This window comes from Kitasatospora sp. MBT63, assembly GCF_000710465.2.
GTDB lineage: Bacteria > Actinomycetota > Actinomycetes > Streptomycetales > Streptomycetaceae > Kitasatospora.
On record NZ_JAIZ01000412.1, the window covers coordinates 1 to 22,631 of the forward strand.

Sequence of the window (22,631 nt, forward strand, 5' to 3'; positions counted from 1 at the left end):
CTCCGGCGCCGACCACCTCCTGGTCCGCGACGACGACGGCCGCTGCGCGGGGTTGCTGACCCGGCTGCACCTGGCACCGTTCCAGGCCCGGTCCTGGTACACCGAACGCACCCCGGTACGCGACATCGTCCTCGACCGCGCCCCGTTCGCCACCGCCGACATGCCCGCCACCACGGCGGCCGCGGCCATGCGCGCCCGCGGCCTGGACACGTGGCCGGTGGTGGACCACGACGGCCGCGCCATCGGCCTGCTCAGCCTCTAGGAGCCGTCCGGCCGTTTCAAGGCTCCCGGCAACGGGGCCGGGGCCGGATCCTCCCGTCCCGACATGACCCCTTCCGTGGCGGGGAGATCACGTGCGTGTTGCCCCGGATTGCGGTTCCCGAGGCGGTCTTGAGCGCTGTCGGCCGGTGTGTGAGTGTGGGGCGGGCGTCCGGTGAGCGGAATCCGGGCCGTGGAAGCCGAACCGCGCCGCTCCTGCCGGGCCGGTCGCGGAGGACGGAGGAGAATCCGGTGCCGTCGCCCTCGCAGCCCCTTCGGAGGCTGGGATTCCTGACCATCGGGCTGTTCGACCCGGCCGACCCCGGCCACGGACACGAGTCGACGCTCCGGATCATCGAACTCGGCGAGCAGCTGGGATTCGACAGCGCCTGGGTACGCCACCGCCACCTGCAGTACGGGATATCCTCGCCCGTCGCCGTGCTGGCCGCGGCCACCCAGCGGACCAGCCGCATCCAGCTGGGCACCGCGGTCATCCCGCTGGGCTGGGAGAACCCGCTGCGGCTGGCCGAGGACCTGGCCACCGTCGACCTGCTGTCCGGTGGAAGGCTCAACCCCGGCATCAGCGTCGGCCGCCCCGGGCACTACGACCGGGTCGCCCCCGCGCTCTACCCCGACACCGCGGAGGCCGAGGACTTCGGCTACGGGCGGGCGCGGCGGCTGCTGGACTTCGTCCGCGGTGAGCGGGCCACCGACTTCAGCGGCTCCGAGGGCATCGAGGTGTACTCCGACCGGGTCCAGCCGGTCGCGCCCGGCCTGGCGGAGCGCCTGTGGTACGGCGGCGGGAGCCTGCGCTCGGCCCGCTGGGCGGGTGAGCAGCGACTGAGCCTGATGACCAGCAACGTGGTGCGGGCGGAGGAGTCGGAGGACTTCGCCGAGATCCAGCGCTCGCAGATCGCCGCCTTCCGCGCCCGCCACCCCGAGGGCCCGCGCGCCCGGGTCTCCCAGGGCCTGGTCGTCATCCCCACCGACAGCGCGTCGGCGGCGCAGCGCGCCAAGTACCAGGAGTACGTGCGGAACCGGACCCCGCGTACCGCCGCCCCGCAGGGCCCCTCGCGGGTGCTGTTCGCGCGGGACCTGATCGGGACCTCCGCCGAGATCGCCGAACAGCTGTACGCCCACGCGGCGTTCCGGGAGGTCGACGAGGCGGTCTTCGCGCTGCCGTTCACCTTCGAGCACGAGGACTACGTGCAGATCCTCACCGACATCGCCACCGGCCTCGGCCCCGCCCTCGGCTGGAAGCCGGCGCTCTGAACCGGTGCCGCCACGGGGTGCCACGCGCCCGGCTCCCTGGACGGCCTGTTCACGGCGTGGCTCCGTGCTCCGGCCCGTCCGCCGCTGCCGGCGTGACCGGAAGGACTAGCCGCAGCGCGGCACCCGTCAGTGCCGGATGGAAGGAACTGAATACCTCCACCTCCGCCTCCACCGCCGATGCCGGCAACGCCTGGAGGAGCTTGCGTACTCGGTGCAGGCCCCACCCACGATCGGCGCCCCGGGTGGTCCACCCGGCCTGGAACACCCGCCGCCCCCGCGCCTCGGCGGGCAGCCCCGGACCGTTGTCCTCCACCTCGACGATCGCCTCGGGTCCCTCCTGGGACACGGAGACCTGCACCAGACCGGTGTCACGGCCATCCAGGGCTTCCGCGGCGTTGTCCAGCACCTCGTAGAGGACAGCACGCATCACCGGCGCCGGGACGTCCACCAGCAACGACGGCGGACAGCGCAGGTCGACGTGGAGGCCCGGGTACTGCAGGCGGCACTGGGCCGTCAGCTCCGGCAGGACCGCCCCCAGGTCCGCGACCGCCGGTGCCGCCCGCTCGATCAGTTCCTCGGCGGAGGAGGCGCGGAGTTGCTCGGCCGCGAGCTCCGCGAGAGCGGCCAGTTCCCCGGGGCCCGCGCCCCGCTGCTCCGCCTCCAGACGCCCGGCACAGGCGGGTACCGGCGCGAAGCGGTTGCGGTGCCAGACCGTCCAGGCACGGTCGGCCACGGGGACGGAAGGCGCGGCTGCCGTGCCGGCCTCGTCCGTGCCGCCGACGGAGCCGGTACGCTCCATCTCCTCCAGCAGGGCGCCCAGTTCCGTCTCCGCCGACGGACGCAGGGCACGCACGGCTCCGGACAGCGGGACGCGCAGGTCCTCGCCCGATGCTGCCAGCAGACCCCGTTCCAGCAGCGCGGCCGTTCCCCTGAGCACCTCGGGCCCGGCGCCCGCCCAGCCCGAGCAGATCTCGGCCCACTCACCGAGGTCCGCGGCCGTGAGCAGCCCGTCCTCCTCGTCGCAGATCGACAGGGCCGCCCACCATGCGGCGCGGGCCGCCGGACCACCGCACAGGGCCAGCAGTTCGGACCGCAGCGCGTGCAGGAGCGCGGGGTCCTTGCGCCAGCCGCCGCTCTCCGCGGCCCACAGCTCGGTGTGGGCGGAGCGGTCGATGGCGGTCTCGGCGTAGCGGAGCATGGTCCGCAGCAGCCCGGGGTCCATCCCGGTGCAGTGCTCCATCGCTTGCACGGTGGGGGTGCCGCCGCCCAGGGACAGGTGGGTGATCCACCGCAGGGTCCGCCAGGCCCCTTCGGGTGAGGCGCCGAGAATCCGTCCCAGCGCCGCGGGACTGTCTCCGACCAGGGCGTCCACCGACCACTGCCGGGCGAGGAGGCCCAGGGTACGGGCCCCTCGGTCGGTCTTCAGGACCGCGAGCCGGAGCAGATCGCACAGGCTGAGCACGGCGGTGGCCGCACGGTCGCTGTACCCCGTGGTCAGCAGGTTCCGGCCGACCGCCACATGCGGGCGGCCGTGCGCTGCCAGCTCCTGCGGGGGTGTGAAGGTTTCCGGGTCGGCGACATAGAGGTCGATGCGGCCCGTGGGATGCAGTCCGGACAGGGGTTCCTCGCTGAACAGCCCGTCGAAGAAGGTGAAGTAGCCGCCCTCGATCCGGTTCGCCACGGCACCCTCCCCGGGTCCCCCCAGGAAGCGGCCGAGAGCGTTGGCCAGGCCCACTGCGGCCTCGGGCGAGGACTCCCGGTTCAGCCGGTCGAAAGCGAGGAGCAGCCGTTCGGCGGACTCGTCGGCGGCCTTCCACACGGCGACCTCCGGCGGCCTGCGCGCCGTCGGGTTCAGGTGGTACTCCATCAAATTCTCCGTGGTCCACGCCTCGTCCCACTCCGGGAGCGGGGCGAGGGCCTCGGGAACGGGGGCTCCCAGCGGCTCCCGGTTCAGCAGCGCCTGCGCGGCCACGAGTTCACCCGACCGCAGGAGCGCCCGGACCCGGGCCGCGGAGGCGTCCTCACCTGCGTGCTGATCCGCCGGAGCCGGGCTGCCGGCGACCGCCCGCTCCTGTTCGGTGACGATACGGTCCAACTGCTCGGCGAAGGACCTGATCCGGTCCTCGACCTCCCGTTCGAGCGCGGTCAGCACCGCTCCCGCCGCCGCCCTCCGCGACCGCGAGCGCTCGATCAACGAGGTCACGTCCGGCCGTTCGAAGGCGATGCCCGCGGTTTTCGCACGGCGCTCCAGCTCGTCCACCCGCTGGCGCACCGAAACCGCCTCGGCCGCGCGCGCCTCCTCCAGTTTGCGGGTCAGCAGCTCGGCCTGGTGCCCGTCCGGCTGCGGCTCGCCGGCGAGCACCTGCTCCGCCGCATCATGTTCCCCCTGCTCCAGCAGGGCGTCGAAGGCCGCACGCGATGACACACCGCCCACGTGGCCGAGTACCGCCCCGGCGAGCAGATCGCCGTCCAGCTCGGCCGGCTCGTCGTGGGGCACGGCACCATCGCCCCGGCTCCCGCCACCGGACCGGCCGTGCTCCGCCAGCGCGATCAGGACGCCGGGGAACCGGATTCGGCCGGGCCAGTTGTCCAGCAGCGCCCGTGGAATCCCGGTCAACTGTCTTCCCTTCCGATCACCGGCAGTGAGGCGAGAGCACCGAGCAGAGCCGTCGCCGGATGGCGGGCCGGCTCTTCCAGCTCGTCGGCCTCCTCCCGGAGGGTGTGCCACATACGGTCCAGGAGCCGTGCGAACGCGCGGTGCTCCGGGGCGAGCGCCGGGAGCAGCGCGGCCACCGACCCTGACGTGTTCCTCTCGGCCTCGGCCGCGGACAGCTCCGCGAGACGCCGGGCCTCGGCGAGCATGTCCGCGACCCGCCGCGCGTAGGCAAGGTGATTGCTCCACTCGACCTTTTTCAGGCCCTGGTCCATGGCGAGCTGGTCCAGGTGGAGACGTGCGTCGAGCTCCGTGTCCGGCAGTCCGGCGGCACCTTCCAGCCGGAAGCCGTCGGAGGCGTCGCCGTCCGCCATGGCCAGGACCCGGGCGAGCAGTCCGTCGGGCGGCACGAACATCGCCCGGTGCATCCGCTTTCCGTCGAGGAACTTGAAGTGCTGGTCGGCCCGTTTGAAGTCGTTCACATCGGCGACGAGGCGGGCCCAGCCGTTCCGGACGTCCGCCGACCGGTTCCGCTGCTCGGCCCAGGCGTTGATGTCCTGGAGCGGCACCGGGGCCCTGGTGGCGGCGAAGCAGGCCGCAGCCTGCCGGGCCAGCTCCAGCCAGCCGGGCGGCAGACCCTCGGCGGCCCCGCCGCCGGAATCGGCCAGCGCCTCGCAGACCAGCAGACCGGTGTCGCCGCCGTGCAGGAGCATCTCGGCCACCGCGCCGACCAGGGCCACCGTGCGGTGCTCGGCCGGCGCGTCGGCCAGCTCCACCGCGCTGTAGTACAGCTGCTCGCCGAGCGGACCATGCTCGACCGGTACCGCCACGGCGGCCAGAGGCAGCGGCAGGGTCTCCGCTCCACCGAGCCGTGGGGCCAGCAGGTAGGCCTCCACGAAGGCATGGCGCCGCCATGCGTCGTGCAGGAGCCAGCGTCCCCAACGCTGTCGTTGCTCGGCGGAGCCCGTGGCACCGTGCAGCAGTCCTGCGGAGTCGGCGCGCAGCCGTTCGGGTGCCACGCCGGACGCCAGGCGGTTCTCCAGCACCGCCCAGTCGTCGGCCTCGACGGGCGTGGACGACAGCGATGGCAGCGGGGGCAGATAGCCGGGGCGGACCGCGGCCTCACCGCCGTCACCCGGGTCCCCGAACCAGTCGCGAATGCCCAGGGTTCCGGCGAACTCCGCGGTGAAGGCGGTGTTCATGATGTGCAGGCCGAGCTCGGTGGGGGCGGGCCCCCGGGCAGGATTGACCGGCCGGTTGCCCAGCGGCCGGTAGCTGCCGACGACCATCTCATGGTCGGACAGCACCGCCCGGGCCCGGGCCCGGGTGCTCCGCAGTGTTCCCTCCGCGCCGAGGCGACGGTGGATCTCCGCGTAACTGCGCGGGGTCCGGCGCCCGTCCCTGAGCGGCGGATGCTGGAGATGGATCACGACGCCCTTGTCGCGCAGGCGCGACAACCTCTGACCGAACGCGTCCGTACAGGTCTCGGCCTCCGCGGAGTCGTCGGTGACCGCCAGCCGCCCGGTGGCTCCATCGACGGCATGCTGGACCAGATCGGCGTACATCCCGTCCCAGACCGCCCGCACCACCGGCCGTCCCTGGTACACCTCCTCCACCGCCTCCATCAGCCGGTGGAGTACCCGGCCCCAGTCCGCTGCCCACCGGGTGGTGCCGGCGACCTCGTCCTGGTTCCAGGCCTCGTCCAGCTCCGGCAGCGGGATGCCGCCCAGTGCCGGGCCGGCGTCCACCGAGGGGTCGGCGGGGCGGCGCCTGCCGAAATCGGCCGGCAGCAGGGCGATGTTCTGCCCCACCTCCCAGTACGGATAGGTCCGCCTCGCCCAGCTCAGCAGATCCGCCACACAACTCGGCGGGTCCTCCATGCCCTCGACCGGCTTCACCAGCACCCCGGCCCCGGTGTTGGCCGAGAGCGGGCTGCTGGACCCCACGTACGCGCACAGGTCGTCGCAGACGACGGCGGACGCCGCGCAGCTGCTGCTGCGCTGTTCGAGCAGGATGTTCTCGGAGAAGCGGGACTGGAGGTCGAACAGTGCGGTGGCGACCTTGCCCTCCAACGTGGCGGAGGGCGTGTCGCCCCAGAGGAACACGATCGTGACACCCCGCTTCGCAGCGAGTTCCAGCGAGGGCAGCACCTCGTGCAGGGCGTCGTACGTGATCCGCGGGAGGGCCAGGACGAGTTGGTGGGTGGCCTGCTCGATCAGCTCCTTCAGCACCCATTCCACGCCGGCCCCGGGAACCACCGGCTCCACCGAACACCGTGCCCGGCGTACCTCGGCAAGTTGATCCAGTACCTTGGCCGCCTTGCCGCGCAGTTCCTCGTGCCGTTCCGGCAGGACATGCGGTGGGACCCTGTCCAGGCCCTCGGCCAGCCGGTCCAGGTCCACCAGCAGCGAGCGCAGGCTGTCGGGCGGAACCACCGTCAGCACCTCGCGGGACAGCAGCCGCTGGACGAACCTGCTGTCCGGCCGGTTGCGAACCAGCTCGCTCACCCTGGCCTGGAAGAGCTGAAGGGCCCGTCTGCCCCAGCCCTGCGGCATCTGGACAGGGGTGGCGGTGACCACGTCGGTCACCGGGTCCCGGTTCACCACGACCTCGACCGTGTTCCAGTGGACGGCCTCGGAAGGGTTCAGCATCGGGTTGGCGAAGGACACATCCAGCACACGCTGGCGCACCCCGTGCTCCCTGCGGTCGGTGCGCACCGCTTCACGGACCGCGCGCAGCAGTTCGGTCTGCGGGATGTCGGTCTCGGAGATGCCACGCGCGAGCGGCATGGCGATGGCCCCGTTGGGGATCCGGTCCATGCCCTTGCGGTGCAGCAGGACGGCGGCCGTCACCGGGTCGAACAGGAACTTGCGCATCTGTACCTTGGCCGCGACGGGCCGGTCGGCCTGCTGTTCGCCGAGCCCCGGCTGGGCCGCCCGGGTGTTCTCCAACGTGTTCGTGCTGAAGTCGACGGCCAGGAACCCCCTGCTCCACAGGCCGTGCACCACGTCCAGCATCAGACGGTTCGGCAGGGAGAACAGCTCGCCCAGGTCCCGTACGGTGTTGCGGCCCGCCGCCACGGCCCGGAGCACCAGGTCCTCGAGCGTGGAGGCCCCCTCCTCCGCACCGAGTTCCATGCGCAGGGTGATCACGCGGCAGGGGATCGCGACGAGGACGGTCTCGGTCATCGGCTCTCTCCCGTTCCTGCCGTGGCGTCGACGAGGATTTCTCCCGTCGCGGCGTCGACGATCCTTCCGACCTCGCGGAAGGTCTTGATCACCGACTGCCAGGCGGCACCGCCGTGGCGCTCGAAGTGCGGCAGGTTCCCGACCACCACGAGAAGTTGCTGGGCCCGGGACAGCATCACGTTGATCACGTCGTCCTGAGCGGTGTGCCCTACGTTCTGCCGTGATTCCGTGCCCCGTTCCGAACTGCGGACCAGTGAGACGATCACCGTCTTCGCCTGGCCGCCCTGGAAGGAATGAACGGTGTGTACGCGCCCCTTGAGGAAGTCGCGTTCCAGTTTCCCGCGTTGCTTGCGGTAAGGCGTCAGCACGGCCAGCTTCCGCGGGTCGTGCGTGGTGAGCCCCAGCTTCCGGACCAGATCCTCGACGAGGTCGACCTCTCCGGGGTTCCACCAGTACCCCAGGTCCCCGCATTCCGTGTGCTCGGAGGTGTCCAGCCAGACCAGGGGTGATCCCGCCAGGTAGCCGGGCTCGGTGGCCGAATGGAATTCCCTGATCTCCGGATCGGGGTCGAGGAAGGTGCCGCCGTTGCCGTCCGGGTAGAAGGCCCGCGCGAAGGGCTGGGCGATGTCCGGATGCATCCGGAACTGGGTGTCGAGGGTGTCCACCGGGCAGGCGGGCACGGCGCGCTGGGTCGCGTCCCGGCCGTCGAAGAACCGGCCGAACATCTGGACGAACCTCAGATAGCTGTCACGTGCCGCGTAGTGCAGCTTGATGCGCTCGTCCGGGTGCTGTCCCAGGCCGTTGAGGAAGGTCTTGATGTCCTCGGCCCGGTGCGGCCCCAGTTGCAGATGGTCACCCACGAGGGTCCACCGCACGCCGAGGACCAGCGGCATGATGATCTCTGTCGGCCAGGCCTTGGCCGCCTCCTCGATGATCACCCAGTCGAACACGTCGGACGGATCGCGGACTTCGTCGGTCAGCGTGCCCGCGATCGAGCAGGTGGCCAGCACGATATCGGCACTCGCCCGGATCCGCTCGGTCAACTCCACCATGTTCGCCTGGGCCACCTCGGCCCACCGCAGCATCAGGGCCCGCTCCGACGGGTTGTGGGCCCCGATGTGGCCGTCCGCGACCCGCCCGCGGATCCGCTTGACCAGATCCTCGGCGATCGCTTCGGCGGTGAAGGGGCGCAGCTCGTCCGGAAGATCGTAGGCGTCCTTGTGGCGGGACAGTTCCCTGAGCATCAGCACCGACTGCCTGTCGATCGCCGGCTTGAGCAACTCCAGGCACTTGCCGGCCAGTTGGTCCAGCGCGTCGTTCGACTGCGCGCTCACCAGCACCCGTGCCCCGTGCTCGGTCCTGAGGAAATCGCGCAGCGCGTGGGACACCACCGTGCTCTTTCCCGTACCGGGCGGTCCCTGGAGGGCGTAGAACGGGTGCAGCCGCAGCATGTCCCGGATGATCCGGCCGGCCTTTCCCCGCAGCGGTTTCTCGCCGGGCCGCGCCGGAATCTGCAGCGTCGTGTCCCGCTGGGCGTGCAGCTCGATGGACTCGGGCGTGTGCAGGATGCGCGCCAGCCCCGCCTTCTGGCGCAGCGACCCCAGTCCCCGGGCCTCCCGCCGCAACTGGACCTCCGTGCCGCGATCCTCCTGCGGCCTGAGCCAGCCCTGGGTGGGAGGTTCCTTGCCCGGCGCGACCTCGACGACGATCGACCGCGCGTCCAGCCGCTCCTTCACCCGGACGTCGAACGAGTCCCCGCCGAAGTACGGGGTGGGCCGGTCGTACACCACCGAGACCATCGCCTGGTTGCTCTCGGCCAGCAGCCCCCTGGCGAAGTCCCCCAGCGGCGGCCGGTGCCGGGGATCGGCACAGTAGGCGGTGAGCAGCTCGTCCTCGTGCAGCCACCTGCGTTCCCTGCCCATGTCCTGGGTGAGGACGAGACGGCCGTCCTCCGCTTCGGTGAGGGTGTACGGGTACTGGTGGGAGCGGAGCACCACGCCCTGGTAGTCCAGCATGAAGGAGACGGCCCGCAGCATCTCCTGGACCTCGGCGCTCTGCGTGCTCTGCTTGGTGCTCCGGACGGCGTCGGTCAGCTCCTTCCAGGACGGGCGGCCCTCCTGCTCGTCGTCCAGCGGCTGTCCCAGCCGGAACGGCACCAGATCCACCTTGCCGACACGTCGTTTCGGCTTGACCGACAGGATCTCCGACGCGAAGCGTTTGTCCACGAGATACTTGATGACCAGGGTGTCGGTGTGCGTTACCGTACGACGCCCCATTGCATCCAGGTCGAAGAGGAACGCGCAGAACCACGCGGCCTGCTGACCGATCAGCACCCAGTGGGCGTCACCGAGCGAGCGGGGATCACCGTCGACGAAGCCGACCGCTCCGCCGTGCCAGTGGACGAGCTCGGCCTCGCGCAGTTCCTCCTCCAGGAAGGCCTGCAGTTCCTGGCAGCCTTGGGGGGTGTCCGGGCTGTGGTCCGTCCAGCCCCGGGTGGTGTGGATGGTGCCGACCGACTGGTCGGGCATGAAGGCGAGCAGGCGGGCCTTGGCACCGTTCGGCACCGGTTCCAGGGCCAGGCAGATGCTCGACCAGTCCCGTTGCAGGGCCGCGGACGCCTCGAAGGACGTGCTGCGCTGGGTGGGTGAGGGGTCGAGCATGCCGAGCAGTGCCTTGCGCAGCGGGCGGGGCAGTTTGAGGGAGAGGCCGAGTTCGCGGCGCATCGCGGCGTGCAGGCGGTGAAGAGCCGGGAGCAGTTCGTCACCCTCCGCGCCCTCGACAGCGGCGCATTCGCCGGGCAGCCGGTCCGTCAGGGAGCCGACGAACAGCTCCCACGCCAGCACGCCGAGGCCGAAGACGTCGGTGCTGCCGTGGTCCAGGTGGCGCATCCGCTCGTCGCAGAAGACGGCGGGGTGGTTCTCCGGGGCCAGATAGGCCAGGTGATGGGCCTTTCCGACACCGGCCGGCGGGGTGAGGAACAACGCCTTCACGGCTTCGTCGTAAGTCGCCTTGCCGCTGGGGCCGTGGACCGACTGGAGCAGGTTGTTGAGCAGCGCACTGAGCTCGAACCGCGCCAGGGACAGGGTCGTCCGGGCCGGGTTGTCCCGTTCCGGATTGACCCGGACGGCGCCCAGGGTCAGGTTCCGGTGCACGATCCGTGTGCCGTGCAGCTGGCTCAACGCGTCCACGAGGAGGCTGAACTGCTCGAATGCGACCACGGGATGCTGCACGGCCCATTCGTCCACCACGGACCGCCACTGCTCGGCGAGCGGCTTGCCTTCGAGTCGGGTCATGATGAAGGCGGCCCGGAAGCTGCGGTCGAATCTGCCCTCCACGATCTCCGGCAGTGCCGGATGGCCGAGCATCTTCAGGCGTAACAGATTGCGCACCTCGTGGTCCCAGAGGTCTCCGCCCACCCGGTCGACGTCGAGGAACAGCGCCACTTCGCGTACGTCGGTGAAGTGGTCGCGGTTGCGCAGGACGAGATGGATCAGCCGTCCCCTGATCAGCTCCTGGTAGTCGCCCACCTGCTTGTAGCGGCCGTGCCGGGCCTCCTTCCCGGTGAACAGATCGTCCAGCAGGTCCTTGATGCGCCGGGGTGGCAGTTCGTCATCCATGTGTCTCCTCGGTTCCTCCACCGTCGACGCCCCACGCGACGGAATCGAGCCTGAGCACCATCACGCCGTCATCGGTGGCTATGCCGAGCCGTCCCGACGTCAGTGGTGCGAGCTGGATGCACGGTGACCCCAGCGGGATGCGACGCACCGGATGCCAGCCCGAATCCGGGTCCTCCCGCCACACCACGACGGTGCCCTCCCGACCGGCGGTCACCCGCGCCCGGGCCGGCCGGGGCAGGGAGACCGGCGGGTCGATCTCCGCGCAGTCGACGAGGGAGCCCGCGTGCTGGTCGTCGGCCCTGTTCGGTATGTCCGGCCCTGCCGGGTCGTGGCCGGAGGGCCCCTCGGCGGAGGCCGGAACCTCCAGCCGGGCACCGTCCGACGCTCGCAGGACCTGCACGGTCCGGCGCCCGGCGCACTGCTCGGTCACCGCCAGCGTCTCCGTGCCGTCCGCCAGGACGTGCCTCCGTACGGCGCAGACCCAGGACTCGGGTTCCACCGGGGCCGCGCCCGTACGGGCCGCGGCCGCCGGGTCCCAGAAATGGACCCGGGAATCGCGTTCCGCCACCGTCACCAGGATCCGGCCGGCCTGGGGCCCGCGCAGGACACCGATCGCCCGGATGGGCCGGTTCCCGGTCGAGGTCTGGAGGAACTCCGGGCCGCCGGGCGGGGCGACCTGACCGGCGATCCGCACGATGCCCCGACGGTCACCGACCACTGGGACTCCGCCCCGGCCGGGCGTCGGCAGCGCGGCCAGGACGGGACCGGCACCGGTGCGCACCTCGGAAGGCCGTTCCTGCGTGTCGGCGAGGATCACAGGGTGGCCGTTTCCGTTGTGCACACGCCAGCGCGCGAGACGGCCGTCCTCCGAGACGGTGATCAGCCGATCGGGGCCCGACGGCCCCGGGACGCCCACGAGCCCGGCCAGCTCCGTGTGCGCGCTCGACCGGTGGACGAGTACGGGCACCGGCCCGCCGACCTCCCACAGCGCCAGTTCCCCGGACTGATACGCCGCCACGACCAGCGGTGCGCCCTCCGGACCGCACACGGGCACCAGCCCCACCACGTCGCGGTGGGACACCGCGTCGGAGGCCGGCGACAGCGTTCCGTCCGGGCCGAGAAGAGCGAGATGGCCGGCCTCGCCACCGAGGACGAACCGCCGGGACCCGTCGGGCAGTGCCGCCATGACGCGCACCATCTCCGTGCAGGCCGCGTGCCGCGACTCGGTCCGGCCGACGCCGGCATCCGTGTCGGTGTCGGTGTCGGTGTCCCAGAGGCGAACCGTCCGGTCGTCGTGGGCCACGGCCAGCAGGCCGGGTCCGGCACTCCCCTCACCGTCCTCCCGGCCTACCGAACCGAGTGCGGCGAGCGCGGTCACCGCGCTTCCGCCCCCGCTCAGCAGCATGGTGGGGTGGTGATCGCGCCAGGGTTCCCACACCATCACCGACCCGTCCAGAGAGCCGGTCACCAGCCAGGGGGCATCGGCGTGCGCGACGAGTGCGGTGATCGCGGCGGCGGAGCCACCGAGCTGCAGGTGCAGGGGCGCCTGGCGCAACCGTCCCCAGACGACCTCCCAGTCCGCGCCGGGACCGGCGGCATGCGGCAGGCCGGCCGCCCGGACCCCGCCGAGCTGGCGCAGCCCCGGCCGGTCGCCCGGCTCCGACTCCTTGATCAGGTGCGCCGACGTGACCGTGCCCAGCACCTCGATGGGCAGGTCGGTGGGAGCGGTGGCCGTACCCCGCCCCGGCGTCAGCGCCAGAGAGCTCAGTGAGGCCGGCGGCAGCCGGTCGACGACGGCAGGCCGCGCGGCCAGTGCCGTCCAGCCGTCCGTGCCGCAGTCCGCCGCGTACTCCGCGAGCCGGTGGGTCAGATGAGGACTGAGCGGCTGTCCGGCGCCCGCCTGCACCGCCGCGAGTTCCAGCAACGCGGTGAGCATGGCGTACCTGTGGTCCGGCGAGCCGTCCCGGAGCAGCTGCTCGGTATAGCTGCGGTGGGCCAGCCGGTACACGCTGCGCCGGTCCTCGCCGTCCACCAGGATGTAGGCGGCGGCCCGGCTCAGGAACAGCTCCAGTTGCTCGTCCTCGATGGGGCCTTCGGCCTCCGCGATCCCCGCGGCGGCGTGCGCCCAGATGCCCTCCGCCAGCGGCAGCCCGCGTCCGTGTGCGAAGGCCAGGGCCCGCAGCAGAGGCTCGGCCGCGGGGAGCCCTGCCGTGATCCGCTGCACGGCGGCCCCGAAGAGCCCGCTCTGGTCGCGGTCCAGCAGCTCGGTGAGGGCGGCCCGGTCTGCGGGGCCGGGGGAGAGCACGGCCGGCCGCTGCTCGATCTCCTGGACCACCAGAGCTGCCTGGAGGAATTGCCAGGACCCGTCCCGCACATGGGCTTCCACGGCGTCCGCCACGGTGCCGGTGACCGTCTCCTGCGAGGCGGGGTCACCCGTGGGGTGCTCGCGCAGGATGCCGCGTACCCTGCCCTCCACGTAATGGCGGGCCGCCGACGGATCCGATTCGAGGGTCAGGATCTGGGCGTGTCCGGAGGCCGAGCCGAGCAGCTCCGGCAGGGCGGGGTACCCACCGGCGTCAGCCGACCGCTGCTCGCCCGCAGGGGTGGCGAACCGGGTCGGCCGGGTACCGATGAGCAACCGCACCCCGGGAACCGTCGTAAGCTCGCGTAACAGGGCGGCGATGTGGAAGGGATCCCTGGCCTCGTCGAGCGCATCGGCGACGATCAGGGCCCGCAGCGGCGTCCCCGCGGCCGGGGCGTCGTCGCCGGATGTCTCCGCCGGGCCGTTGCCGGCCGATATGTGCCCGGCGTCGGGGTTCCGGGTGAGCCAGGCCAGATGTCGGCGTACGGTGTCCAGTGCCGCACCCTCCCGGTCGAGGCCGTCCTGGCGGTCCTGGTCGTCCTCGCCGGGCGTATCGGGGGACAGGTCGAGCTGCTCGCGCAGCTGCCGGACGACGTCGGAGGGCGTGTTCCCGGTCAGCGGCAGCACCGCGACCACCGGTGGGGCCGGTTCCGGTCCGTCCGGACCGGACCACCGCCGCAGGGTCTCTCCCAGGAGCGCGGACTTGCCCGCGCCGGGCGCGCCGGTGACGACGAGCACTGCCGCCCCGGTGTCGTCGGCGTACCAGCCCGCGATGGTCCGCAGATGCGCTGCTCGACCGGTGAAGTCGGTGACCACTTCGAGGAACCCCACCTTGTCCGGTACGGGCCGGCGCGGCCATGCCTCGGGTGCTTCGTCGTAGCGGCTCTGCTGCCGGCGTAGTTCGGCCACCGTGGTCGCCCCGGTGAGCGGCACGCGGTCATGGACGCGGAGCCGGAGTTCGGCGCCCGTCTCCTCGCCCACGAGCTCGGCGTAGCAGCGGTGACTCTTGAAGTGACCCTGGAGTTCCCGGAGGGTGAATTCGTCGACGGAGGTCTTCGTCTCCAGGAACCGCTCCAACAGACTGCGGAAGGTGCCCAGATAGCTCTGCGCCGCCGGCTTGCCCGTGGCGATCAGCAGGAGGGAGCGGGTCCGCGCCTTCCCGGTTCCGTTGAACCGGCCTGCCATGTCGTGGGCGAAGTTCCACGAGTTGCACGCCTCCAGCACTACCAACGTCCACAGGCTTTCGTCCCACTCACGCCTGAGCTGTTCGGCGTGGACGTGGTGGGCGAGCATCTCGGGGGTCACCCGGGCGTTGCCGCGGTCCTTCGAGCCCGGTACGACCAGTACCGGCCCCATCATCACCGCGCGGCCGTGGCCGAACCACAACAGTGCGGAAGGGCGGGAGGAGTCGTCGCCGCCTTGCTCGCCGGCCCAGTGCGCCAGCGCCTCGTCGGCCTCGGTGAGCGACTGCACCGCGTCACCGGCCAGAGGGAGAGCAACGGCCTCCCCGCCCATCCGCCGGAGTACGGCCGAGGTCAGTGCGGCCTCGCCGACCGTGTCCGCGTCCGGAAAGCCGGTCACCGGTCCCACCGCGAGCGCGTGCACCGCGAACGAGTCCGCGACCTCGGCCTCCATGTCGTCGAAATCAGAGGCCATGCGTCAGACTTGCCGCTCCGCTGCCAGGACGAGGACAAGCCGTGTCACCGGCTCCTTGCCGCCGGTGACCTCGAACTCGTACAACCCCGGTCGGCCGGCCACACAGGTCGCCACCAACCGTCCGTCCGCTCCGGGTACCGGCTTGAGCTCCGGGTACAGGACCTCGCCGAGCCCGCTGACCTCCTTGGCGCTGCAGGTCAGATCGGAGTCCCCGGCCCAGCCCGACACCTCGATGGTGAAGGGGGCGCCGGGCTCGGCCCACTCCGGGGCGTCGAGATCGAACGTCCCGTCGCCGAGCATGGCACCGAGTTCGTCGGCGTGGCGCAGGCCGCGCAGCATGCCGCGCGCGAGATCGAGGACGGTACGGCTGCGGGCCAGGGCCCCGTGCTCCTGATGGACGTGGACCGGCCGCTCACCGGAGCCCGGCAGATGCGCCGCGAACTGGTACACCGTGCCGTCGCCCTTGCGGTTCTCCCTGCGGGGCCGGCCGTCGGGGTGGAACAGCACACGGTGGTCGCGGGGATCCCGTTCGAGGATCTCCTCCATGCCCACGGCAGCGTCCCCCGCCATGTGATAGCTCTGCAGGGTGCGTTCGCCGAGCCCGACCACCATCGAGTGGTCGGGCAGGGTGATGCTCTGCCTGCCCTCCCGTCTCCGAAGGGCGTCCTCGACCAGGTCGCGCCGGCCGCCCAGCGCCACCAGGTCCTCGGCGGTCGGCACCCGTGAATCGAGGCCGAGGTCGAGCGCCCGGTAGGAGGGGAGCAGGTCGTATACGCCCGGCATGCTCCGTGCTGCGTCCCGCAGGACGGTCCGGGGCAGCGGGAGCGGCGCTCCCTTGCCCGAGTTGAGCATGACGGCCGCCTTCACCGATCCGGAGAAGGGGGTGCCGACGGTCATCACGGCCCGGATGTCGGTACGGAGGCCGTCGTGGCGCATGAGCTCACGAACGAGGAGCCCGCCCATGGAGTGGGCGACGAAAACCAGCCGGGCCGGTCCGGCTTCGGGGTGCCCGTCCAGATAGTGACGGTGGGCGGGGTGCTGACGCCAGGCGTCGAGGTGGCGGCGGGCTGCGCCGGCCAGCAGCCCTCCATTGTGCTCGACCGGGAGCCGCCAGTCGTAGGGGAACGGGAGGACCGCGCTGCGATGCACGGCCGCGTGGCGCAACTCGCTGACGAGCTCGTTGTAGGGCTGCGCGCGGCCGAATCCCGGCAGGCACTCGGCGACGTTCAGCAGGCCGGTCGGCTCGATTCTCCCGGTACGCCCGGTGAGTTCCCCGGCGGTCAGACCGAGCGCGCGGAGACGGCCTGTGTGCATGCGGGCCGTGTACTCGAAGAGCCGCCCGACTCCCCACAGTTGGTTACCGCTCTCGACGTCCCTGAGCCCGCTGCCCATGATGCCCGGGACGACGACCACGGCATCGTGGAGACGTCGCTCGGGTACACGTAATCCGCCCATGCTCCACACCCTTCGAGCCGCAGCGCACTTGCTGCTCCCCACACACTCTGCGGTGGCGGCAAAAGGCTAGCACGGGGGGATGTGACGCTCGCCACGTCTTGTGGGCAGGGCCATCAGCCCCTGGAAGCACGGTCCTTCCCGCCCGTGCGCCCGTGCGCCCCGGCTGGCTGCGGGGCCGCGGCACGTCGGCTTCGTCGGCGACCGGTAGAGGAAAGCAGGCCGTCGAGGACGCCGTCCGCGCCCACCAGCAGTTCCCGTACCGTTCCCGGAGACGGCTGGTCCGGGCGTCCGGCGAGGCCGATGAGCAGGGCAGCCGTGAGCGCATCGCCCGCTCCGATGGTGCCGACCACCTTCTCGAATCGGAGCCGGACAGACTGGAGGCTGGAAGGCCGACAGCTTCAATCCCGGCACGTGCCTTGCCCGGTGAACGGCCGGGAGGTGCCAGAGGCCTTCGGCGAAGCCGGTGTTGCGACGTCGCCCGAGCAGCACCGTGCCGTTGTCGGCCAGGACGAGGTGGACGCCGACGACCAGCATCCGCGGGTCCTCCCCGGGGTTCGTGGGCGGTGGATGGTGGTCGGGCCCTCGGCGGCTGGGGTGCCGGGCGCGGATCAGGACTCCCGGGCCGGGCCGCCGCCCTGTTCGATCTGGTGGATGAGCCGTTTGAGCTGGGTGACCTCGTCCTGGAGGGCCTGGTGACCGGCGGGGGTGAGGGAGAGCCAGGTGCGGGCGCGTCTGCCCTCGTAGCCCTTCTCGATCCCGACCAGGCCGGCCTTCTCCAGCACGGTGAGGTGCTGGCTGAGGTTTCCGGCGGTCAGGCCGAGGGCCGTGCGCAGGAAGCCGAACTCGACCCGGCGCGCCTGGTGGGCGATGGTGAGGATGCCGAGGCGGACGCGCTGGTGGACCACGTCGTCGAGACCGGTGGCAGGGTGCGGGTCGAGCTGGTCCGGCTCGACGGGCCGGGAGGGTTGGGCGGTCATACGGAGTTGCGCCGGTGGGACCGCTCGGCCAGGCCGAAGCCGAGTGCGCCGAGCAGGAGCAGGACACCCGGTACGCCGTACCGGGGCACGCCGGACCAGGGCGAGGTGAACGGGATCCCCGACCAGCCGGTGGTCAGCGGTACCAGCTCGATGGCCAGGTACGCGGCGGCGAGCAGCAGCAGGCCGGGGCTGCGTTCCACCCGGGCCAGGACCAGCAGCGGCAGTCCGACGGCCGTGGCGTTCCCGGCGAGCCGTGCGAGGAACCTCGTCATCCCGGAGGCGGGATCGAGGTGCAAGCCCCAGAGGTCGAGCGGTTCGCCGGGCTGCGGCATGCCGTTGCGCAGGCTCCAGACCGCCGTGGCGGTCACCAGGCCGACCAGCGCCACCCCGGTGAGGATGTACGGCCGGACCGGGGTGCCGACGCCGCGGGCGCGGGAGCGGCGGATGTAGAAGAACGCCGTCGCGGCGTAGGCGAGGGCGAGGCCGACGGGCCAGTAGACCGGCGAACCCTGTCTGGCCAGGGTGCAGCCGGTGCCCGCCGTGGGGTCGGTCGGCGGGCAGGGCACCGGCTCGAGCGTGAAGGTGAGGCGGGTGACCAGGATCCCGCCCAGCGTGAGTACGCCCAGCAGGAGGAGGGGGAACCAGGCGCCGCGCTGCGCGGCGCGGACCCGGCGGGTCAGCTCGCCGAGGCCGGCGAGGAGTTCGCGGGGAGTGCCCGAGGCGGGCAGCGATGCATCTGTCATGCCATCAGATTTGCATCACAAACCAGTTATGGCAATAGACCCTTGAGAGTCGGGCACCCGTCGGGTGGCGTGGCCCGCCGGACGGGCCGTACCCCGCCCGGTCGGTCACGGTCGCAGTCGGCGGTCTGTCAGTTCTTCTGCTTGATCGCCGAGATGTCGAACTCGAGGACGACCTTGTCGCCGACCAGGACGCCGCCGCCCTCCAGGGCCGCGTTCCAGGTCACGCCGAACTCCTTGCGGGAGATGGTGACCGTTCCCTCCAGGCCCACCCGCAGGTTGCCGTAGGGGTCGACGGCGTTGCCGGTGTACTCGAAGTCGATGGTGACCGGGCGGGTGGTGTCCTTGATGGTCAGGTCACCCGCGACGCGGTATTCGGCGTCGGAGCGGGGCTCGACCGAGGTGGTGCGGAAGATGATGTCGGGGAAGTTGGGAGCGTCCAGGAAGTCGTTGGTGCGCAGGTGCTGGTCGCGCTGTTCGACGCCGGTGTCGATGCTCTCGGCCTTGATCACCATCTCGCCGGTGGAACGGGACGGGTCGCTGCCGTCGAGGTGGGCGGTGCCTTCGAAGGTGTGGAAGGCACCGCGGACCTTGGTCACCATGGCGTGGCGGGCGACGAACCCGATCCGGGTGTGGGTGGGGTCGAGGACGTAGTCCCCGGTGAGCTCGGGGATGCTGACGGTCATGGGCGTTCCTCCGTAGGGCCGGGATCCCGGCGGCCGTCCCGCCCGGATCGTGTCGGACCCAACGTAGGGCGCGTCCGGCCCCCGGGCCGGTCGGGCACACGGGGACGGGCCAGAGTGCACCCTGACCAGCGACCCCGGGGCGACCTGGTGACCTGAGGACGTGGGGCATTCCCCGTGCACCTCGACCGCGCGCACCTCGACCGCGCGCACCTCGACCGCGCCTGTGGCGAGCCGCATCGTCGAGTGGTGAACGCGGCCGACCGGGTCCTCGACGTGAGGAGCCCCGCCCCCGGGGCCGACGCTCGGGGCGGCGCGCTCGGGGGGCGGGGCGGGGAGGAGCGTGGGGGCTCCGGTCAGCCGAGGCCGCGGGCGTCCTGCTTCAGGGCCGTGTCCACGGTCAGCGCGGTCGCCACGACCAGGCTGAGCAGCGGGTCGGTCAGTGGCCGGTGGATCTGGAGCACGTAGTTGTCGGCCGTGGTGAACATGGTCTTCGCCAGGCCCTCCCAGGTCTTGGTGATCCGGGCGATCTCGGTGTCCGTCGCGTCGACGATGGAGAAGTTCCAGGCGCGCCAGTTCTCCGCCTTGACGGCGCCGACCTTCTGTCCGCCGACCTCCATCGCGAAGTTGATCTTCCCGATGGCGTTCTGCTGGACGATCTGGCCGACCTCCTGGCCGTCCGGACGCTGCACGATCACCCGCGACTTGATGAACTTCGCCGGGCGGGTCAGCAGCAGTACCGGGGTGCCGTGCGCGTCCCGGATCTCCAGCTTGTGGGTCAGGTACTGGTCGATGGAGAAGAGCAGCCGGATCAGCTTGCGCAGACCGCTCTGGCCGACCTGGACCACCGAGCCCAGCGTGGCGCCCTGCTGGTCGAAGACCGAGTACTCGTTGGTCAGCTCGATCAGCTTGGCCTTCTGGTTCACCACCAGGACCGGCTCGGAGAAGAGGGTGCCGCCGCCACCGGAGACCGGTCCGACGCCCGCCTGCTGCTGCACCTGGCGCTGCACCTTGGCGGAGTCGCCGGCCGGAGCGGCCGGCTGCCCGGGGAGACCGGGGGTGTTCGTGTTCTGGGACATGGCGGGCAGGTTAGGCTCAATTCCCTGTGCGTAGCCAGATCGTTTGTTCGCCCCCAGGGTCGCCCGAGGCTGTTCATTGCGCCTCTGACCTGGGGGTTTCGGTGTTCTGATGGCCAGTCAGCCGAATGCCGGCGGAATGGATGTGGCCGAAGTCACACCCGTGGTCCCGATTCGGCCTCGCACCGCCCCGCTGACGGCGGGTCGGGCGGGCGCGTCCGCTCGACCGACCGGCCCGTCAGAAGGTCGCGTCTGCGCCGGTCCGCCGCATCCGCCGGGCTTCCTGCTCGGTGACCGGTTCACCCGCCCGGACGGAGTGCAGGACATGGGCCGGGACCCCGGCGCCGCGGACCACTCGGGGGCCGGGGCGGTTGAAGCAGGCCGGTCCGTCGAGGATCCGGACCCGGCCGTCCCGTACGGCCGGAAGATCCGCCCAGCCCGGGAGTCCGGTGGGCAGCTGGAGTTCGCTCTCGGTGCGGTCGGGTGACCGCGCCCTGCCGCCGATGCCCCGGCCCGTGTGCGGGGAGCGGGGCGCCGGCGGGTGTACGGGGTGTCAGGGGGCGGTGATGCCCGGCTGGGTGCCCGCGCCGAAGGCCCAGCCTTCGACGTCGCCGGGGGCGGGGTTGTAGCTGCCCGCGCCGAGGCTGCTGTACGACCAGGCGCCGCCGTGCTGCGCGTGCCAGTACGACCAGTAGGCGCTGCCGGTGGGGTTGGTGCAGGTGGCCGGCAGTGAGTTGATCTTGCAGACGAAGCCGGGGAAGCGCGGGTGGAAGGCCCAGGAGAACCCGGCGCCGGTGAGTGCGGCCAGGCCGGTGGCCGGGTCGCCCGGGGCGCAGCCGGTCTGGATGCCGCCGCCCACGGCGGTGAAGTCGACCACCACGGTGACGCCGGTGGTGCCGGTGCAGGCGGCGGCCTGCGCCTGCGGGGCCTGGGCGGCGGAGACGCCGAGCAGACCGGCGGTCAGCGCCGCCGCGGCGGCGAGCGGGCCGAGGGTGCGGCGGGCGGTGCGGCGTGCGGGGCGGCCCTGGGTGAGGGTGTCGCTCATGCGGAAGCTCCTTGCGGGTTCAGGGCGTTCAGCGGGTGGTCGCCGGGCAGGCGAGGACCGGCGCGGCGGGGCGGGCGCCGTGGGCGGAGAGAGCGGCCAACGGGGTACCGGCGAGGCCGAGGACGGCCTGCGCGGTGGCGCGGACGCCGTTGCCGGTGTTGAAGCCGGTGGCGTCGTAGGCGACCGCGCCGCGGACGGCCGGGTCGGCGGCGCAGCCCTGCTGGAGCTTGACCAGGCTGCTCCAGCCCTTGAGGCCGGCGCCGAGGCGGCCGGAGGAGAGCAGGGCCTCGGTCGCCAGGCCGGTGCTGTTGGCGTTGGATGCGGTGGCGCCCGCGGCGGCGAACCCGCCGTCGGCTTTCTGGTGGGCCGTCAGCCAGCCGAGACCTGCGGCGGCCTTGGCGGGGCGGCCGGTGGCGGTGAGGGCCTGGACGGCGAGTGCGGTGGCGTCCGGGTCGGCGGTGCAGGTGGGCTGGCCGAAGGAGATCGGGAAGCCGCCGTCCGCGCACTGGGCGGCGGCGAGGAAGTCGACGGCGGCGGCCGGGGCGCCCGCGTGGGTGCGCTGGAGCGCTATCAGGGCGAGGGACTGGCCGAAGGCGTTGCTGTAGTCGCCCCACTGGGAGCGGTCGGAGAAGCGGCCGCTCGGGGTCTGGAGCGAGCGGAGCCGGGCGGGGAGGTCGACGCCACCGAAGGCGGCCGGGTTCTCGCCGCGGACCTCGGCGGCCAGCAGCAGCTTGGCGGTGGCGCCGGCGTAGGCCTCGGTGGTGCCGTCGCCGAGGTAGCCGGTGATGATCTCGGGCTTGGCGAGCCACGCGGTGGCGCGGGCCGCGGCCTGGTCGGAGCTGTGGGAGGCGGCGAAGGCCAGCACGGCGTCGGCGGTCAGGCCCTGGTCGGGATAGTGGACGCCGTCGAACACGGCCTCGAAGTGGTCGCCGTCGACCAGTTGGCGGGCGAGCCAGCCGGCCGCGGCGGCGTCCGGGCGGACGGTGGCGGTCGTGGACGCGGACGCCGATGCGGATGCGGGGGCGGCGGCGGGGGAGGCCTGGGCGGCGGCGGCCGCCGGAAGGACGGTGGCGACGGCAAGGGCGGGTACCGCGAGCAGGCCGAGGGAACGGCGGAGCGCTGGCATGGAAGGCCTTTCCGGGCCTGGGCGCAGGGGCGGCCGCAGGGGGCCGGAACGAGTCCGGGCAGCCCTCGGAGCTCCGGCCCGCAGACCACGACGGGAGGAGGGAACACACGTCCGCCGCCGGGTACTCGGGCTCGCCGCCGACAGCCGTCGGCGGCCTACCGTTGCGGGTCAGCGCCGGATTCGGACCGGACTTCCCCCAGCGGCGGAGTCACAACATGACGGCCCATCATGGCGACGGGCGAAAGGCCCGGTCAATGGCGCGTACGTCACATCTCGCCGGGTCCGGATCGGTCGCCGACGACCGATCCGGACCCGGCGGAACCGCCGTGCTCCACCGTGCTCCGCCGGTGCCCGGCCCTCCGCGACAGAGGCCGGGCACCGGCGGGTCACGTACGGTCACATCGGCCGGTGGCGGTGGAACCCCCTTCCGCTCTTGCGGCCGAGCAGCCCGGCCTCGACCATTCGGGCGAGCAGCGGCGGCGGGGCGTACAGCGGCTCCTTGTACTCCTCGTACATCGACTCG

General features: G+C 72.2%; 14 protein-coding genes and 1 riboswitch. Of the genes, 2 read left to right on the plus strand and 12 right to left on the minus strand.

Annotated elements, in window-relative coordinates; genetic code table 11:
* Positions 1-262: CBS domain-containing protein (locus tag AA75_RS22890; RefSeq protein WP_033822067.1), on the plus strand; the 262-nt coding region annotated here is incomplete at its 5' end.
* Positions 263-510: 248 nt separating this feature from the next.
* Positions 511-1,530 carry an LLM class flavin-dependent oxidoreductase gene (locus AA75_RS22895; RefSeq protein ID WP_033822068.1) on the plus strand — a complete coding sequence of 340 codons (1,020 nt, stop codon included), beginning with the start codon at positions 511-513 and terminating at the stop codon, positions 1,528-1,530.
* A gap of 49 nt (positions 1,531-1,579) precedes the next feature.
* Here AA75_RS22895 and AA75_RS22900 read toward each other — a convergent pair whose 3' ends face one another.
* From AA75_RS22900 to AA75_RS52285, 12 genes are all read right to left on the minus strand, one after another.
* A complete protein-coding gene (locus tag AA75_RS22900) occupies positions 1,580-4,147 on the minus strand; it encodes an ATP-binding protein (protein ID WP_033822069.1) in 2,568 nt (855 codons plus the stop codon).
* On the minus strand, positions 4,144-7,371 hold the full coding sequence (locus AA75_RS22905) for a hypothetical protein (RefSeq protein ID WP_033822070.1): 3,228 nt from the start codon (positions 7,369-7,371) through the stop codon (positions 4,144-4,146). Before AA75_RS22905 ends, AA75_RS22900 begins: the two co-directional genes overlap by 4 nt.
* Positions 7,368-10,988: an AAA domain-containing protein gene (locus AA75_RS22910; protein ID WP_033822071.1), complete on the minus strand. Its 3,621-nt coding sequence runs from the start codon at positions 10,986-10,988 to the stop codon at positions 7,368-7,370. Before AA75_RS22910 ends, AA75_RS22905 begins: the two co-directional genes overlap by 4 nt.
* The gene (locus AA75_RS22915; RefSeq protein WP_033822072.1) at positions 10,981-15,006 is read right to left on the minus strand and encodes a hypothetical protein; all 4,026 of its coding nucleotides are present in this window, start codon (positions 15,004-15,006) and stop codon (positions 10,981-10,983) included. Before AA75_RS22915 ends, AA75_RS22910 begins: the two co-directional genes overlap by 8 nt.
* A gap of 3 nt (positions 15,007-15,009) precedes the next feature.
* Complete coding sequence (locus AA75_RS22920) at positions 15,010-16,461, minus strand: hypothetical protein (protein ID WP_082526752.1); 1,452 nt, start codon at positions 16,459-16,461, stop codon at positions 15,010-15,012.
* Between the two features lie 608 nt (positions 16,462-17,069).
* On the minus strand, positions 17,070-17,438 hold the full coding sequence (locus AA75_RS22925) for a transcriptional regulator (RefSeq protein WP_033822073.1): 369 nt from the start codon (positions 17,436-17,438) through the stop codon (positions 17,070-17,072).
* Positions 17,435-18,181 (minus strand): hypothetical protein, encoded by a 747-nt coding sequence (locus tag AA75_RS22930; protein ID WP_033822074.1) that lies wholly within the window; start codon positions 18,179-18,181, stop codon positions 17,435-17,437. The genes AA75_RS22925 and AA75_RS22930 overlap by 4 nt, the downstream gene beginning before the upstream one ends.
* Before the next feature lie 128 nt (positions 18,182-18,309).
* Positions 18,310-18,864 (minus strand): YceI family protein, encoded by a 555-nt coding sequence (locus AA75_RS22935; RefSeq protein WP_033822075.1) that lies wholly within the window; start codon positions 18,862-18,864, stop codon positions 18,310-18,312.
* A gap of 353 nt (positions 18,865-19,217) precedes the next feature.
* Positions 19,218-19,940 (minus strand): phospholipid scramblase-related protein, encoded by a 723-nt coding sequence (locus AA75_RS22940; protein ID WP_082526753.1) that lies wholly within the window; start codon positions 19,938-19,940, stop codon positions 19,218-19,220.
* A 550-nt stretch (positions 19,941-20,490) separates the two neighbouring features.
* Complete coding sequence (locus tag AA75_RS22945; RefSeq protein ID WP_033822076.1) at positions 20,491-20,982, minus strand: hypothetical protein; 492 nt, start codon at positions 20,980-20,982, stop codon at positions 20,491-20,493.
* Between the two features lie 28 nt (positions 20,983-21,010).
* Complete coding sequence (locus AA75_RS22950; protein WP_051813102.1) at positions 21,011-22,108, minus strand: peptidase; 1,098 nt, start codon at positions 22,106-22,108, stop codon at positions 21,011-21,013.
* Between the two features lie 98 nt (positions 22,109-22,206).
* Positions 22,207-22,327: riboswitch (cobalamin riboswitch) on the minus strand.
* Between the two features lie 177 nt (positions 22,328-22,504).
* The coding region (locus tag AA75_RS52285) for a 3-hydroxyacyl-CoA dehydrogenase family protein (RefSeq protein WP_233289145.1) at positions 22,505-22,631 on the minus strand (127 nt) is incomplete at its 5' end.